Here is a 14,528-nt window from a genome sequence, read left to right as displayed (position 1 = left end):
TCACCGAGCCGAGACTCTCGCGGGGCAGCAGGTCACGCATAAGGCTGATGCTCAGCGGGGACCGCGCCCGTGGAGGAGCCCTGGAGGGTGCGGCCACCGGCATTGTGGGGAGGTCACTGATGCTCGGCGTGTGGCGGATGCCACTGAAGGCGGACACCGGTTGACATATCAACGACACCGGCCAAGAATGTATGTTGATGTATCAACCAGTAGGAGGCTGCCGTGAACCCACTCGGCACCGTGCAGGACGGCGGGACCCGGATGCCGTCCGTGGTGAACCAGCAGGTCACCGCTGTCATGCCGCTGTGGCGTGCGGCTGAGATATTCGGCCTGAACCTCGCTCCGGCCCTCGGCGAGCCAGGCGCACGTAGCGTGGACCTGACGCGCGGAGCGCTCCGGTGAGTGCCCTGACGGCCTGCGCTTCGCGACGAGGGAGAATGCCGCGGAACCTGCGGCACGGAGCGGTGGGTGTGGCGGCGGCCGCACTCGTGTACGTCGTTCTCCTCGTGACCTTCGTGAGCAAGGAATCCTTGCCCGCCGTCGGTCTCGCGTCCTCCGGCGCCGAGCACCTGCGCCCCTGGGCGGCCGGTCTCGCGGAGAGCGCCGTGGCGTTCGGACACGGTGCGGGGCATGTCCTTTCCTGGATCCACACCGTGGCCCAGTGGCCCCTGCTGGCACTGACCCTGTTCTGGCTGGCCCGCCGGGATCCGGCCGTCTACGCACGCCTTGCTCTCGCGCTGCTGCTGACGGCCGCGGGTGGCATGACCGGATTCGCCGCGTCACACAGCTGGCCGGATCGCGAGGCGTCCCTCTTCCGTGACTACCTGGCACTGCCCGGTGTCGGCACGGGCGCCTATGTGCTTATCGCGATGGCGGTCGTCGCCGCGGTCGCGAGGGCACGAGTCCGGGCCGTCGTGCTGGTGATCACCCTCGCCACGGTTGTGGCGGCGGTCGTGGCCGCGGACCGTCACCTGCTCGGCGCGCTGCTCGCCGCGGGTGCCCCGCTCCTGGCGTGGTACGCCGCCGGGTCGTTCGTCAAACGACAAGGCGCCCGGCGTGGCACGAAGGGGCAGGTGGCTCCGGTCTCGCCCCGTGCAGAGTCGTCGCGGTCCTGGACCGTCGCGGAATCCGCGCGGGTGCGGCGGACGGGCTGACGGCCATGAACATTGATGCCCTGATCGAGGCCGCCGGATGGTGGTCGTACGTCGTCGTGTTCGCTATGACGGCCGCAGAGACCAGTGCCTTCCTCGGCCTGCTGGTGCCCGGGGAGACCGCCATCCTCCTCGCCTCCGCGATCGCGGGGCGGGGCGACCTGAACGTGCTGCTGCTTGCGGCCCTCGTCGTGGCGGGCGGGGTGACCGGAGACAACCTGGGCTATGCGCTGGGCCGCCGGTGCAAGCGACGCCCGCATGCCCGACTGGCCCGCCGTATCCGGCCTGGCAACGGGATGCGGCGGGCGCAGGACTTCCTGCTGCGGCACGGCGGCATGGCCGTATTCATTGGCCGGTTCATCGGCTTCGTCCGCGCCTTCCTGCCCTTCGCTGCAGGGGCGTCCGGCATGCCGTACCGCCGGTTCTTCTTCTTCAGCACGCTCGCATCGCTTGTCTGGGGCATCGGGAATGTGCTCCTCGGTTACTTCGCCGGCGCGGTCGTCACCGAGTTGCTCCACTCGGTCGGTCTGATCGCCGTGGCCGGGCTCGCCGCCGCGGGTGTCGTTGCCCTTGCCGTCGTACGACTGAGCAGGCGTCGTCGTCGCGTCGTGCGGGCCAGGTCAACGGTGGTGGCGTCGGGCGGAGCGACGCAGGCTTCTGTGCAGGAACCACTGCACTTGTTCACGTCTTCACTGGAAGGATGACCCATGGGATTCGAGGGTGCTGAACTGGCGGTGGTGCCGCTGGACTCGAAACAGGCCGAGGACGCGACCGTCGCCGGCGCCAAGGCCGCCAACCTCGCCCGCGCGGCCGTGGCGGGCCTGCCCGCGCTGCCCGGCTTCGTGCTGGTGCCCGTGAAGCGGGCGCCCGGGGCACCGGCCGGGGAGGACGCGGTGCGTTCCGCGTGGCGCTCCCTGGCCGGGCCGGACGGGCAGGGGAGAGCACTGGTCGTCCGCTCCTCCTCCGCCCACGAGGACACCGAGGAATCCTCCATGGCGGGGCGTTTCGAGTCGGTGCTGGACGTGCGGGGGTGGGAGGACTTCACCACCGCGGTGCAGGCCGTGCTCGACTCCGCGCGGCGGGTACGACCCATACGGCCACCGCAGGAGACCCCCGACGACGACGGGATGGCGGTACTGGTGCAGCCTATGCTCACGTCGGCCGCCGGCGGCGTGATGTTCGGCGCCGACCCGGTGGACGGCCGCACCGACCGGATCCTTGTCAGCGCGGTACGTGGCGGACCGGACCAACTGGTCGATGGCAGCACGCAAGGCGTCCGTTACCAGCTGACCCGCATGGCCCGGCTGGTGCGCACGGAACCGGCCGAGCCCCGCGGGGAGCGGCTGCTGACGCACCGGCAGCGGACCCGGTTGGTGCGCCTGGCCAAGCAGACCGAGCGGGTGTTCGGCGGGCCGCAGGACATGGAGTTCGGCTTCGACGCCGAAGAACGGCTGTGGCTGTTCCAGGCGCGTCCCATCACGGCGATGGCCGCACGGCCGCTGCGGGGCGCCCGCCTGCTGGGGCCCGGTCCGGTCGCCGAGACCCTGCCCGGCGTGCTTCAGCCGCTGGAGGAGGACCTGTGGGTGACTCCGATGTCCCGCGGCCTCACCCTGGCTCTCGACATCGCCGGGGCGGCACCGCGGCGCCGACTGCGCAGACTCGCCCTGGTAACCACCGTGGAGGGACGGGCCGCCGCCGATCTGAAGCTGCTGGGCGCCGTACCGTCCGCCCACCCCGTCCTGGACTTCATCAACCCCGCGCCGGGTGCCCGCAAGGCGGGAGCGGCCTGGCGGGTGGGCCGGCTGCGTTCGGCGCTGCCGATGCTGGCGGTCGATCTGATGGCCGACGTGGACCGTGCGTTGGCCGACTATCCGCCACCCGGCGAGATGCTCAGCGGCCAGCTCCTCGACGCCGTCGCCTGGGGCCGGCAAGTGCTGTCCTCCTTGCACGCCCAGGAGTCCCTGGCGGGTGCCCTGCTCGGCGCCGGGACCGGCGCCAGCTCAGCGGGGGAGGCGCTGGCGGAGCTGGCCGAGGGCCGATCCCGTGGTCTGACCGACGAACAGCTCGTCGAACGTCATCCCGTGCTGCTGGCCCTGCTGGCTCCCACGCTCGGCGACCGCCCGCCGCTGCCGCAGCAGACCGGCTGGACCACGGTGCCGCGCGGAGTGGGCGCACTGCCGGTGCGCGAAGGACTGCGGCTGCGAATCCGCTGGGTGCAAGAGATGCAGGCGCAGATGGTGCGGGAGATGACGCGTCGGCTGGGCCCTGGTGAATGCCACCTCGGGTTGTCCCGCCTGTCGTTGCTGCGCTGGGACGAACTGGTCAAGGCCGCGGACGGCGGCGGACTGCCGGCCGACCTCGCCGAGCGTCAGCCGCGGCAGGACACGGGGCCGCTGCCCGCCGCGTTCCGCCTGGCCGACGGCCGCCCGGTGGCCCAACTCCCACCCGGGCACCGTACGTCCGGCGAGGGCCAAGGAGCCGGCGGCGGCTTCGGCACCGGCACGGCCTGGGACGGACACGGCACACCCCCCGAGCACCCGGTGCTCGTGGTCCGCTCTCTCGACCCTGCCCTGGCCCCACTGCTGCCGGACCTGGCCGGGCTCGTCGCGGAGACTGGCAGTGCCCTGTCCCACCTCGCCGTACTGGCCCGCGAATACCGCGTCCCCACGGCGGTCGGCGTACCCGGAGCGGTGGACCGCTTCCCGGCCGGCACAGCACTCACCGTCGACGGCGGGACCGGCGCGGTGACCGCGGACGACAGCACCGAAGCGGCAGCCGAAGCCGCCACGACACGAGAGGAGTCGGCGGCATGAAGGCCATCAGACTGGTCGGTTACACCTTCGGCGGACTGTCCGCCGCCTACGCCGGCTACTACACCGTGCTCTACCTGACCCGCTGGGAGTGGCAGCGGGCCCTGATCTCCGCGGCCCTGCTGCTCGTGGTCGAGGTCTTCCTCGCCACGGTTCTGCTGCTCACCCGCCTGAGCCGTCTGGAGGACCGGCTGGAGCAGTCCGACGCTCGCGTCGAGGAGGTGCGCAAGCGCCTCGAACAGACCCGGGGCACCGCGCCGAACCGCTTCAACTGGCTGCGCTCGAGCGACCTGACGGATGTGAACGGCAGCCGCACCTTCGTCTTCGTACCCGTGCTGATGGTGGCTGGCGCCGCACTCTCGGGGGTCGCCATGGTCCTCCAGAAGGTCGCTGGTGCCACGGCACGGCCGGGCGCGGAGCGCCGCCTGGCGGGACGGCTGGCGTCCCTGACCGCCCCGCCAGCCGCCGGGACGGCCTCCCTTGAGGACCAGCCGGCCGTACCGCCGGCCCGCACAGGCCGACGGGCGATCGCTGTGGTGGTGGCTGTGGCCAGCTTCGTGATGGTGCCCCTTTTGTGGTCCGCGTTGGCGGACGCGACGCAGACACGGGCTGAAAAGTCACCGGACGCCGCGAGCACGACCATGGTCTTCCGCGTGGAAACCCGCGGGGACGAGAGCCCGCAGGCAGTCCAGCTCGCGGCCCAGGACCTGTGGGAGACCTGCCGCCGTTCCACCGCGGCGGAGAACGGCGATGCCACGCTGAACCGGATGAACGACGGCGTATACACCGGTGTGGTCCGGCCCGCGCTGCCCTCGCACGACGTGATGCGGCTGCGCGGGTGCATCGAGGACGCCAACACCAACCGCACCAGCGCCGTCGTGCTGGGAGAGGGGCGGGCGGAGCGTTTGGTCAGCACTTTTGCCCGCTGACATCGAAGTCGGCCCCGTGCAGGTCATTGACCTGGTCGGGCCTGATTGATTGCAGTCGTGGCGCCGCGTTGTCGTGGACGATGGAGATGTCGTGCTCATCCGTGAACTCACCCAAATCTCTGTGGAGGTTCTGCTTCGATCATGGGGTCGATGAGGTGCTGGACGGGGTCGATGGCCGTGGAGCGACGAGGTAGCGGCTTGCGGGGCTGGGGCTCTGGGCCGTTGAGGGCACCGCGGCCGGTTCACCAGGTGATGTGATGCCGCAGGACAGTGCTCTCCCTGGCAGGCCCTCGGCTTCTGCGTTGCGGCGAATGAACTGGTAGAGCTCGGTCTTGTCGTGCGCTTCGGCTTCCGCGGCGGGCGCGACATGCGACATCGGCGTGGAGGTGGAACATCACCCGCTACGACGTACACGCCGTGCGGGAACACCGGAGGCCGCTCGACCTCGTTCGCTACCGACTCTTCGGCAGGGACCTGCTCGGGCTTGAGACCGTGGCGTCCGTGAGTGGCGGTATGCGAGTGGCCTATCGGACTTGCCGGCCTGCCATCGCACAGGACGGCAGCCGACGTCCAGGGCGCGTCAATGGTGGAGCTGGCGAACGCGGTCGACGAACCATTGCTCGGGCTCGGGGACGGCGTCAACCGGGTCGAGCGCAAGCAGTACTGGGCGTATCAGCGTCTGCGGAACCTCGCCTGCGTGTGCCCGCCTCAGCGGAGCAAGCTTCTGGTCTATCTGAAAGTCGACCCGAAGCACATCGAGCTCGTTCCCGGGTTCACCCGGGACGTGTCCGGTCTCGGGCACCACGGGACGGGTGACCTGGAGGTGCAGCTCCGCACGCCAAGGGACGTAGAGAGAGCACAGGATCTGCTCCGGGCGAGCTACGCGGCGGCGTGATCGCTCGACGGCACCCTGGATGATGCGTGCGATCCTGCACCAGGTCCGCTGGCCCAGGCTGCGCGCCGGCCCGTTTGTGGGCCACGCTCGTGAGACCGGCCAGTTCGATGACCTCGTCGACGCGACGGCGGGGGATGCCATGGGCGTGGGCGAGTGCCATCAGATGGGCGAAGGCGCTGCGGCCCGGATGGACCGAGCGGGCCTCCAGCAGCGAGCTGATCTCCTGCAGGGGCGCGGCATGCCGGGCGTACGGGTTGCCGCCCACGGTGACCGAGCCGCTGGTGGGCCGGTCAAGGCCGATGATCATCCGCATGGTGGTCGACTTCCCGGCCCCGTTCGGACCGAGGAAGCCGGTGACCTGACCGGGCTTGACGGTGAACATCAGTCCGTCATGGCCGTCTTGTCGACGTAGCGCTTGGTGAGTTGCTGTACGTCGATCACGGGTGTCCGGTCCTCCGGAGCTGCCGATGGTTTCACACGAAGCGGCAGCGTCTCCGCCTGCGCATGACGGCCGCTCAGCGGGCCGCGGCACCAAGCTAGGCGTGGGACGGGCGTGACCCCTGGGACTAAGGGGGACTCTTGAGGAGCGGGCAGTGGTACTGCGGTACCAATGCTCCGCGTCGAGCGAGCAGGGGAGTGTACTGTGCCGGTGAGATCGTCGCTTCCCCTCACCAGGGCACGGGCAACTCGCCGGAGCAGGGTCTCGAAGACGGTCTCCGGTTCGAGCCTGGCGGGGTTCTGACCGAGGCACTGGTGCGGGCCGAACCTGAAACTGGGGTGGTGCCGCGCGCCGCGCTCGATGTCCAGCTCGTCAGGTGGCGGTGGCCATCGGTCCCTGGACTGGCGCAGCCCTGGCAGGACGGCTGGGCGGTTACGACGGACTATTCCTCGTCCTCGACTCCGCCCTGGCGCTCGGCTCGGGGCGGTCTACCTCCAAGGCATGGGAATGACCGGCCTGGTGTGCACGCAAAGCCGCCCGGGACCCCTGAGATTTGTACCCCAGTCCCCCTCTAGTTGGCTGGGGAGCCGATGCCTATCCCCCATCCTGAGGCTGAGCGCAGGGGCGCTGTGCTGTTGCCCTCAACGCCCTGCACCGTGGGTGACCGACTCAAGGGCTAACTTCTGCTTCAGCTGGTTGAACTGGATGTGCTCGATCGCCGAGAGCTTGCTGGTCAACACGCTGATTCAGGCTCAGGGAGATGAGGCGAGCGAGTGTCTGAGTACGCACTGAACACGGTGCGGTATCGGATTTTCGTGTATTGATCGCATCGCTATGACCGTGATCGGGATGATCTCCTGTTCGCTGGGGGCCTTCGAACGCGGAAGGAATCACGGGGCATTTCCTTTTCGATGAGGTGTTCGGAGGTAGACGGGGCGGGTGTGGAGCGGGTGTGCCATGTGGCAGAGCGGTAATCTTGCGCGTAGATCACCGACGGAAACGGAAAGTGACAACTGTGACCACTGCTGCTGTGGCCCCCGCCAAGGTCTCGGACTTCTACTGCCATCAGGCCATTCCCGGCCTCGTGGAGATCGAGCGGGTGATGGAGACGGACCGGGTGCTGGCGTTTCACCACACCCGGCCGTCACACCCGGTGCACATCGTGGTGGTGCCGAAGGAGCACATTCCGTCGCTGATCGACCTGGGGGACGGTCGTGCCGAGCTGCTGGCGGAGGTCATGGACGTAGTGGCCAAGGTGGCGGCTCAGGTGACCGAGAAGCACGGCGCCGCCTCGGTGACCACCAACAACGGCCTGTACCAGGAGTCCAAGCACATGCACTGGCACGTCTACCACCGTGGTGAGACCGACGAGCAGATCCTCGGAATGTACGGGCACGGGGACGGCTGAGGCCTAGCGGGCTCGGTGCCGGCGCCGCGGCCCTGCGGCCGCGAGGGTCTCGCGGGCGATATGGCCGGCCGCCTGGTGGATGACGGTGGGGTCCGGGCTGCCGGACTCCGCGGGGGTGTGGGCCAGGTGAAAGCAGGCTGCGGCGAGCACGGCGCCGCCGGTGAGCGTCTCGTCGTCGTGGATCACGTGACACCGCCCCTCCTGACGCCGTGCATACGCTTCGGCGTTGACCAGCTGGTCGCCCCGGCTGACGCTGGCCGGCAAGGGAATGAGGACGGCGCGCTTGCCGAGCGCTTCCAGTTCCGCCAGCGTCGTCGCCCCGGCCCTACCGATGACCAGGTCAGCCAGCCACAGTGCATTGGTCATTTCGGCGTGCAGGTATTCGAACTGCCAGTAGTCGGCCGTACTGTGGAGGGACGGGTCAATATTGCCCTTCCCGCACACGTGAATCACCGCGAACCGGCCGCAGAGCTTCTCCAGTTGGCTGCGTACGGCGTCGTTGATGCGTGCGGAGCCGCTGCTGCCGCAGAAGATCAGCAGTACCTCGGTGCCGGTCTTGATGCCGAGTCTGCTGCGCATCCGGTCGGGGTTGCCGTGCGCGAGGTCGTGCCGCAGCGGTAGGCCGGTGACGACCGTCTTCCGGGCGAGCCAGGCCGGCGTCTCGTGTGCGGCCGGTTCGGAGAGGCAGACGCGGGCCGCCATGCGTGCGAGGATCCGGTTCGCGAGTCCGAGGGAGTGGTCGGACTCGTGGATCACGAGCGGGACCCGGCACAGCCAGGCGGCGATGCCCACCGGGACGGTGACGTAGCCCCCCTTGCTGAACACGGCTTCGGGACGCTCGCGCCGCATGGCCCGCCACGCGGCGCCGATGCCGCGCAGAACGGTGAAGGGCATCCGCAGGTTGCTCCACGAGCCGTAGCGCTTCAGGCCGGCGGACGGTACGGAGCGGAAACGGATTCCGGCCCTCTCGGCGTACTCGTGCTCGATGCTTCCGTGCCGTCCGAAGAACACGAGTTCGTTCTCGCCCTGCGCGGAGAGCTGAGCGGCGACGGAAAGAGCGGGAACAACGTGCCCAGCGCTACCGCCACCAGTGATCGCAATTTTCATCAATACCGTTTCCGGGTTCGCATGAGCGCATTTTCTGGCAGTCGATGATTCCTTCAGCGATGTCCCGTGCCCTGTTACGTTTCGAAGACCGCACCGGGTACGGGATACCGGCTGAGCTGGTCGGGTCGGCCGGACTTGAACCAGGCTCCTCGGCAACGCTTTTGCCGTGCTCCACCGTTGAGCTACGACCCGTTCACCGCGTGAGCATCAAGCTAGGGGCCGCCGCGTCTGGGCGTCAACCGGATCGGCGGAATGTTGGCGGAGTTTTCGCCATCGCTCACTTGCGTGAATTGGCAGGTGATTCTCTGCGTGCGGGTACGCCGAATAGTGCCGCCATGAAAGGTGTTCGGCCGTGCTATTTTCAGCTACTGGGTTGCGTTGTCTCCTGGTGTTATCCGCCGGTCGTGATTGGGGGAATGCGGCTGGATTCAGCGACGGTGGTGGTGCGTCCGGTCCAGCGGCTGATGACCTCGATCTCCTCGGCGGGGCGGTCGGGAGAGAGCACGGCGGTGTACGGCAGCCCCAGCAGGCGGGCGTAGCGGAGCTTCTCCCCGGCGGGCAGGGGCCGGTCGTCGACGAAGCAACTCAGGCTTCGCGCCGTGAGGTCCCTTACGAGCCGGTCGGTGCGCTCGCCCATTTCCGGCTGGTCGGCACGGAGCACGGTGAGGTGGACGTCGGCGGGCCCGGTGCCGGGCTTCCAGCGCAGGCCCCGCTGGTCAACGATGTCGCCCGCCGCCTCGCCGACCAGGCGCGCGGCAGCCTCGGCACGCAGACGTTCTTGCTCAACCTCTACACCCTGCGCAGCGGCCTACCGCACCCTGGGAGGAGTTCCCGTGGGGCTGCGAGTTCTACGAGCGCACCGGCACGATGATGGACGAGGACGGGCTGGAGCGGCTGAAGGACTTCGACGCGATCTACTTCGGCGCGGTCGGCTGGCCCACAGTCCCCGACCACATCAGCCTCTGGGGCCTGCGCCTGAGGATCTGCCAGAACTTCGACCAGTGGGCCAACGTCCGCCCCGTGCACTTCCTGCCCGGCGTACAGAGCCCACTGCGCAAGGCCGACGACACGGAACTCGACTGGGTCGTCGTCCGCGAGAACAGCGAGGGCGAGTACGCGGGCCTCGGCGGCCGCAACCTGTCCGCCCGTGGCCAGGGCGGTGAAGTCGCCGTCCAGTCGGCCCTGTTCACCGAGGTCGGCTGCGAGCGGATCATGCGGTTCGCCTTCGATCTGGCCCGCACCCGGACGGTCAAGAAGGTCTCCTCCGTCACCAAGAGCAACGCCCAGCAGTACGGCATGGTCCTGTTGGGACGACGTCTTCAAGCGTGTCGCCGCCGACTACCCGGACGTCGAGACCGAGAGCGTGCTCGTGGACGCGATGTCCGCGAAGTTCGTGCTGAAGCCGGAGGACCTCTCGGTGGTCGTCGCCTCCAACCTCAACGCCGACATCCTCTCCGACCTCGGCAGCGCCCTGGCCGGCAGTCTCGGTCTGGCGGCGAGTGCCAAGGGAAACAGGGCAAACCGAGCCTGCGGTAGCCATCACAAACAGCAGAGCTGCATAAACGCCAAGCTAAGGGCGTGCAGATAAATAACCTGCGGATTATGAGACTTGAACTCGCAGGTCAGCGCGTTGTCCGTCGGCAGGTTGTTTCTCTGCGAGCCCTAACGAGCTGGTGCACGGTAGGCGGTGAGACGCCGCGGACTTCGGTCTCGGGGGCCTGGCGCCAAGTGCAGCCGGAAGTGGTACGAACAGGATCGCGACCGACACATCCGGGGTCCCGATGCCCCGCAGGGGCGACGGTGGTGGTGACCAAGCAAGAAAGATCTTGATCGGGCGGCTGGCAAGGATCGTGGTGATCGCCGTGATCCGGCGTTCCTGCGCCGCGTTGGTGCTCCGTCTGCCGTGGCCATACCGAAAGGGATGGTCACAGCACTAGCCTGGTGTGTGCAGTAAGGGGTTAGCCTGGTGTCGCCTTAACGGAGTTTGATGGATACAAACAGGGATAATCCGCAGCGAAAGGTGCGTTTGACGTTCCTCGCGGGCTAGAGGTCCAGCTCCAGCACCGCCGACGCGGAGCGGCTCACGCAGATCATCATCGTGGTGGCGGTGGCGCGTTCGGACGGGTCGATCACCGTGTCGCGGTGGTCCGGAACCCCGGCCGTGACCGGTGTCTCGCAGCTGCCGCAGTAGCCCTCCTCGCACGAGTACGGCACGGTCGGCAGCAGTTCCCGGACGACGTCCAGGACGGAACGGTCCGCGGGCACGGTCGTACGCAGTCCGGAGCGGCACAGCACGACCTCGAACTCCGCCTCCGCGCCCATGGCTTGCGTGCCTTCGTCGCCCGGGGCGAAGCGTTCTGTGTACGCCGTGCGGCACAGGGACATCACCGCGTCGAGCATCGGCGTCGGCCCGCAGGCGTAGACCGCGTGACCGGGCGGAGCGGCTGCGATCTCGGCGGCCAGGTCCGGGAGACCCGACTCGTCCTGCGGCACGAGGAGCACGCGGTCTCCGCCCAACTCCACGAGGTCGTCGGCGTACGCCAGGCGGGAGCGGTCGCGGGCGCCCAGGACCAGGCGCCAGGGGAGGCCCTGCGCGGTCAGCTCGCGGGCCATCGGGAGCAGCGGAGTGATGCCTATGCCGCCCGCCAGCAGCAGGTAGCCCTTCGCCGGGAGCAACGGGAATCGGTTGACCGGGCCTCTTACCTCCAGCTCCCGCCCTACCAGCGCGGTGTCGTGGATCTCCCGTGAGCCGCCGCGTCCGTCGGGTACTCGGTGCACGGCGACTGTCCACACGTCGGCGTCGGCGGGGTTCCCGCACAGGGAGTACGCGCGTCGCAGTCCAGAGGGCAGGGTGAGTTCGATGTGGGCCCCCGGCTCCCATGGGGGCAGTGCGCCGCCTTCGGGCCGGGTCAGCCGGAGTTCCAGCACGTCGTGGGCGATCCAGCGGGCCTGCCGGACCAGCAGAGGTGCCATGGACGGTGAGGTGTCAGAAGACACGGAAGTACTCCCGTTGTTCCCAGTCGGTGACCTCCTGCTCGAAGCGGGCGATCTCCGCGCGCTTGATGCCGGCGTAGTAGGACACGAAGTCCTTGCCGAGCCGGGCCGCCAGGCCCTCGTCCGCCTCCAGCGCGGTCAGGGCCTCGCCGAGCGAGCGCGGCAGCGGCTCGGCACGGGTGGCGTACGGTTCGTCCGCCGCCGGGCCGGGGTCCGAGCCGTTCGCCACTCCGTCGAGTCCGGCGGCGAGTTGGGAGGCCAGGTAGAGGTAGGGGTTGGCCGCCGGTTCGCCGATTCGGTTCTCCAGCCGGGTCGATGACGGTCCGTCACCCAGGACCCGCACCATCGCCCCTCGGTTGTCCCGCCCCCACACCGCACGGTCGGGGGCCAGCGACAGGGACCGAAATCGCTTGAAACCGTTGAGAGTTGGCGTGGAGAACGCGCTCGTTGCTCGTGCGTGCCGCAGCAGCCCGCCGAGGAAGGCGGTGCCGTACGGCGACAGGGGTGGCCGGAGTCCGTCACCCTCTGCTGCGTCCGGCGCGAAGATGCCGACCCCGTCCCGCAGCACGCTCTGGTGCAGATGCCAGCCGCTGGAGAACACCCCGGGCAGATGGGGGCGGCACATGAAGGTGGCGTGGTGGCCGTGCCGCGCGGCGACCTGCTTGACGGCGCCGCGCAGCAGCACCATCGCGTCGGCCGTGCCGAGTCCGTCGGCGGGCTGGAGGGTCAACTCGACCTGGCTAGGCCCGAATTCGACCTCCAGGCTGCGCAGCGGCAGCCCCAGTCCCTCGATGTTCACGCGCAGGACGTCGAGGATCGGGTCCAGCTCGTCGTACCGCAGCTCGCTGAGGTACTGGTAGCCGTGGTTGAGCATGCCGACCTCGGGAGCGGCGCCCGGCTGGCCCAGATCGCCCGAACCCAGGCGCGGATCGGTGAGCCGGAAGAGGTGGAACTCCACCTCCAGACCGGTCCGGTAGGTCAGCCCGCCCGTCTGCTCCAGCACCGAGCGCAGCAGCCCGCGCGTGCACAACGGCACCGGCGCTCCCGTGGAGAAGCGCAGATCGCACAGCAGCCAGCCCGTGCCCGGCGACCAGGGCAGCATCCGGAAGGTGAGCGGATCGGGGACCATCACCATGTCGGCGGCGCCCCGCAGTTCGGGCAGCCCGAGCGGCGTCTCCTTGGTGAAGAGGGGGAAGACGGTCCGCCCCGAGGTGTCCTTGGCGAGCAGTGACGAGGCGATGCTCGTGCCTTCGCGTAGAACGTTGGACAGTTCCCCTACGGTGACGGTCTTGCCGCGCAGCAGCCCGTGCTGGTCGGCGAAGACCAGACGTACGACCTTCATGCCGCCGCTCTCGGCGCGCTCGCGTATCTCCCGGGCCGCCGTGGCCTGTTCGGGGCTCCACAGGCCGTGGCGCTCGATGAATCCCACGTCGTTCAGCCGTCCGTTCCGACCGGCTGCGCCCAGCTGCTGTCGGCGCGCTGCTTGGCGGTGGCGGCGGCCCAGTGTTCCTGCCAGCCCTCGGTGGGGCCGATGCCGTCCAGTGTGACCGGCCCCTGGATCCGCGCGGCCTCCTCGGGCGGCAGCACCAGCGGTGGGTTCTCACCGCGCTCGACGGCGGAGACGGCCTCGCCCAGCATCCGCCGGTACATCACGATCGCCTTGTCCGAGCGGCCCAGATGCTCGCGCGTACGGTCCTGGACGGCGCCCTGGCCCTCCACCGCCCACTGGTCGTGCACGTTGATGTCGGTGCCGAGACCGGTGTACGTCGTCGTGCGCTGTTCCTCGGGGTCGTAGCCGTAGTTGTTCGCCCGGCCGAAGCGCGGCCGGTAGTCGGGCAGGGTGACCGCGTCGACCCGCTGCCGGCGCATCTCCGCCGCGTCCACGGGGCCGCCGACGCTGGTGAACAGGGCATACCAGTAGGAGGAGTTGTCGTCGATCGGCACATGCCACTGGGTGATCGCCGTCTCCGCGTCGAGCGGGATGTGGAAGGCGTGCGGGAACACCTGGTGGGTGACGCGGACATGGGTGCGGCTGCCGTCCATCGCCCGGCCCTGGGTGTCGGTGCCGTCCAGGGTGCGCAGGGCGGTGATGCGGATGCCGTACGGGGTGCGCACGGCGTCGATGTCGGGGCGGCCGTACTCGCGCAGGATCTTCGTCATCGGCAGGTCGGTGCCCCGGGAGGCGGCCCGGAACTGTCTGCCGTAGCTGTCCTCGGGGTCCTCGTCCTCGAAGAAGCGGTGGAGGTAGGAGGCGTGGGCGGGGTCGATGCCGACCTCCAGGGCCTGGAGCCAGTTGCACTCCAGGAGGCCCTTCCAGGCGAAGGCGTGGTCGGCCGGTGCCTGGAAGCAGTCCAGGGCGGGGAGTTCGGGCGGTTCGCCGGGGCCGAGGTAGCCCCAGATGATCCCGTTGATCTCGCGGACCGGGTAACTGCCCAGGCGCACACGGGACTTGAGCGGGCTCCCGATCGGCTCGGCGGGTGTGTCCAGGCAGGTGCCGTCGCGGCCGAACAGCCAGCCGTGGAAGCAGCAGCGCAGGCCGCCGTCCTCCAGTCGGCCGAGCGCCAGGTCGGCGCCACGGTGCGGGCAGCCGCGGTCGACGAGGCCGAGTTCGCCCTGCTCGTCGCGGAACAGGACCAGGTTCTGGCCCATCACCTTGGGCGCCACCAGCGGCCGTACGCCGTCGAGTTCCTCGCTTAGGGCGATGGGCTGCCAGTAGCGGCGCATCCACTCACCGGCCGGGGTGCCGGGCCCGGTCCGGGTGAGCCGGGTGTTCTCTTCCTCGCGCATGGGACGCC

The 14,528-nt window shown here is 69.3% G+C and carries 12 protein-coding genes, 1 tRNA gene and 3 pseudogenes; 9 read left to right on the top strand and 7 right to left on the bottom strand.

The genetic code is table 11. The features are described 5' to 3' along the window. The first annotated feature begins 222 nt into the window (after positions 1-222). The 6 genes and pseudogenes from ACFYXF_RS06530 to ACFYXF_RS06505 all read left to right on the top strand — a co-directional run. Positions 223-402 (top strand): hypothetical protein, encoded by a 180-nt coding sequence (locus ACFYXF_RS06530; protein WP_389348410.1) that lies wholly within the window; start codon positions 223-225, stop codon positions 400-402. 35 nt (positions 403-437) lie between these two features. Continuing rightward, on the top strand, positions 438-1,154 hold the full coding sequence (locus ACFYXF_RS06525) for a hypothetical protein (protein WP_389348409.1): 717 nt from the start codon (positions 438-440) through the stop codon (positions 1,152-1,154). 5 nt (positions 1,155-1,159) lie between these two features. Continuing rightward, positions 1,160-1,855 (top strand): DedA family protein, encoded by a 696-nt coding sequence (locus ACFYXF_RS06520; protein ID WP_389348408.1) that lies wholly within the window; start codon positions 1,160-1,162, stop codon positions 1,853-1,855. Positions 1,856-1,858: 3 nt separating this feature from the next. Continuing rightward, positions 1,859-3,964: a PEP/pyruvate-binding domain-containing protein gene (locus ACFYXF_RS06515; protein WP_389348407.1), complete on the top strand. Its 2,106-nt coding sequence runs from the start codon at positions 1,859-1,861 to the stop codon at positions 3,962-3,964. Then, entirely contained in the window at positions 3,961-4,890 is a 930-nt protein-coding gene (locus tag ACFYXF_RS06510) for a hypothetical protein (protein WP_389348406.1), read from the top strand. The genes ACFYXF_RS06515 and ACFYXF_RS06510 overlap by 4 nt, the downstream gene beginning before the upstream one ends. A gap of 390 nt (positions 4,891-5,280) precedes the next feature. After that, positions 5,281-5,785 (top strand): annotated as a pseudogene (locus ACFYXF_RS06505) (DUF5655 domain-containing protein); the annotation flags it as partial. A gap of 61 nt (positions 5,786-5,846) precedes the next feature. On the opposite strand, the pseudogene ACFYXF_RS06500 reads toward ACFYXF_RS06505, so the two are convergent. After that, a pseudogene (locus ACFYXF_RS06500) lies at positions 5,847-6,226 on the bottom strand (ATP-binding cassette domain-containing protein); the annotation flags it as partial. Between the two features lie 1,013 nt (positions 6,227-7,239). Here ACFYXF_RS06500 and ACFYXF_RS06495 point away from each other — a divergent pair. Further along, positions 7,240-7,632: an HIT family protein gene (locus ACFYXF_RS06495; protein ID WP_389348405.1), complete on the top strand. Its 393-nt coding sequence runs from the start codon at positions 7,240-7,242 to the stop codon at positions 7,630-7,632. Positions 7,633-7,635: 3 nt separating this feature from the next. Here ACFYXF_RS06495 and ACFYXF_RS06490 read toward each other — a convergent pair whose 3' ends face one another. The 3 genes from ACFYXF_RS06490 to ACFYXF_RS06480 all read right to left on the bottom strand — a co-directional run bounded on the left by ACFYXF_RS06490 (position 7,636) and on the right by ACFYXF_RS06480 (position 9,376). Then, a complete protein-coding gene (locus tag ACFYXF_RS06490) occupies positions 7,636-8,739 on the bottom strand; it encodes a glycosyltransferase (protein WP_389348404.1) in 1,104 nt (367 codons plus the stop codon). Between the two features lie 117 nt (positions 8,740-8,856). After that, positions 8,857-8,931 (bottom strand) — tRNA-Ala (locus ACFYXF_RS06485). A 199-nt stretch (positions 8,932-9,130) separates the two neighbouring features. Further along, positions 9,131-9,376, bottom strand: a complete 246-nt coding sequence (locus tag ACFYXF_RS06480) for a His/Gly/Thr/Pro-type tRNA ligase C-terminal domain-containing protein (RefSeq protein ID WP_389348403.1) — start codon at positions 9,374-9,376, stop codon at positions 9,131-9,133. A 230-nt stretch (positions 9,377-9,606) separates the two neighbouring features. Here ACFYXF_RS06480 and ACFYXF_RS06475 point away from each other — a divergent pair. Next, positions 9,607-9,975: pseudogene (locus ACFYXF_RS06475) on the top strand (isocitrate/isopropylmalate family dehydrogenase); the annotation flags it as partial. After that, entirely contained in the window at positions 9,887-10,327 is a 441-nt protein-coding gene (locus ACFYXF_RS06470; RefSeq protein WP_389348477.1) for an isocitrate/isopropylmalate family dehydrogenase, read from the top strand. The pseudogene ACFYXF_RS06475 and the gene ACFYXF_RS06470, both read left to right, overlap by 89 nt. Before the next feature lie 455 nt (positions 10,328-10,782). Here ACFYXF_RS06470 and ACFYXF_RS06465 read toward each other — a convergent pair whose 3' ends face one another. From ACFYXF_RS06465 to ACFYXF_RS06455, 3 genes are read right to left on the bottom strand one after another with little or no spacing between them, the layout of a single operon-like run. Next, a complete protein-coding gene (locus ACFYXF_RS06465) occupies positions 10,783-11,736 on the bottom strand; it encodes a PDR/VanB family oxidoreductase (protein WP_389348402.1) in 954 nt (317 codons plus the stop codon). Then, positions 11,726-13,162 carry a glutamine synthetase family protein gene (locus tag ACFYXF_RS06460; RefSeq protein ID WP_389348401.1) on the bottom strand — a complete coding sequence of 479 codons (1,437 nt, stop codon included), beginning with the start codon at positions 13,160-13,162 and terminating at the stop codon, positions 11,726-11,728. Before ACFYXF_RS06460 ends, ACFYXF_RS06465 begins: the two co-directional genes overlap by 11 nt. A 5-nt stretch (positions 13,163-13,167) precedes the next feature. Next, positions 13,168-14,520 (bottom strand): Rieske 2Fe-2S domain-containing protein, encoded by a 1,353-nt coding sequence (locus ACFYXF_RS06455; protein ID WP_389348400.1) that lies wholly within the window; start codon positions 14,518-14,520, stop codon positions 13,168-13,170. Positions 14,521-14,528 lie beyond the last annotated feature (8 nt).

The organism is Streptomyces sp. NPDC002680 (assembly GCF_042889145.1).
Lineage (GTDB): Bacteria > Actinomycetota > Actinomycetes > Streptomycetales > Streptomycetaceae > Streptomyces > Streptomyces adonidis.
Note: the sequence above shows the minus strand (reverse complement) of the source record. Positions and strands in the feature narration are given on the sequence as shown.

Excerpts from the sequence above, each read along its gene's own strand:
- ACFYXF_RS06490 (WP_389348404.1), bottom strand. The coding sequence starts at position 8,739 with ATGAAAATTGCGATCACTGGTGGCGGTAGCGCTGGGCACGTTGTTCCC.
- ACFYXF_RS06520 (WP_389348408.1), top strand. The coding sequence starts at position 1,160 with ATGAACATTGATGCCCTGATCGAGGCCGCCGGATGGTGGTCGTACGTC.
- ACFYXF_RS06510 (WP_389348406.1), top strand. The coding sequence starts at position 3,961 with ATGAAGGCCATCAGACTGGTCGGTTACACCTTCGGCGGACTGTCCGCC.
- ACFYXF_RS06455 (WP_389348400.1), bottom strand. The coding sequence starts at position 14,520 with ATGCGCGAGGAAGAGAACACCCGGCTCACCCGGACCGGGCCCGGCACC.
- ACFYXF_RS06480 (WP_389348403.1), bottom strand. The coding sequence starts at position 9,376 with ATGGGCGAGCGCACCGACCGGCTCGTAAGGGACCTCACGGCGCGAAGC.
- ACFYXF_RS06515 (WP_389348407.1), top strand. The coding sequence starts at position 1,859 with ATGGGATTCGAGGGTGCTGAACTGGCGGTGGTGCCGCTGGACTCGAAA.
- ACFYXF_RS06525 (WP_389348409.1), top strand. The coding sequence starts at position 438 with ATGCCGCGGAACCTGCGGCACGGAGCGGTGGGTGTGGCGGCGGCCGCA.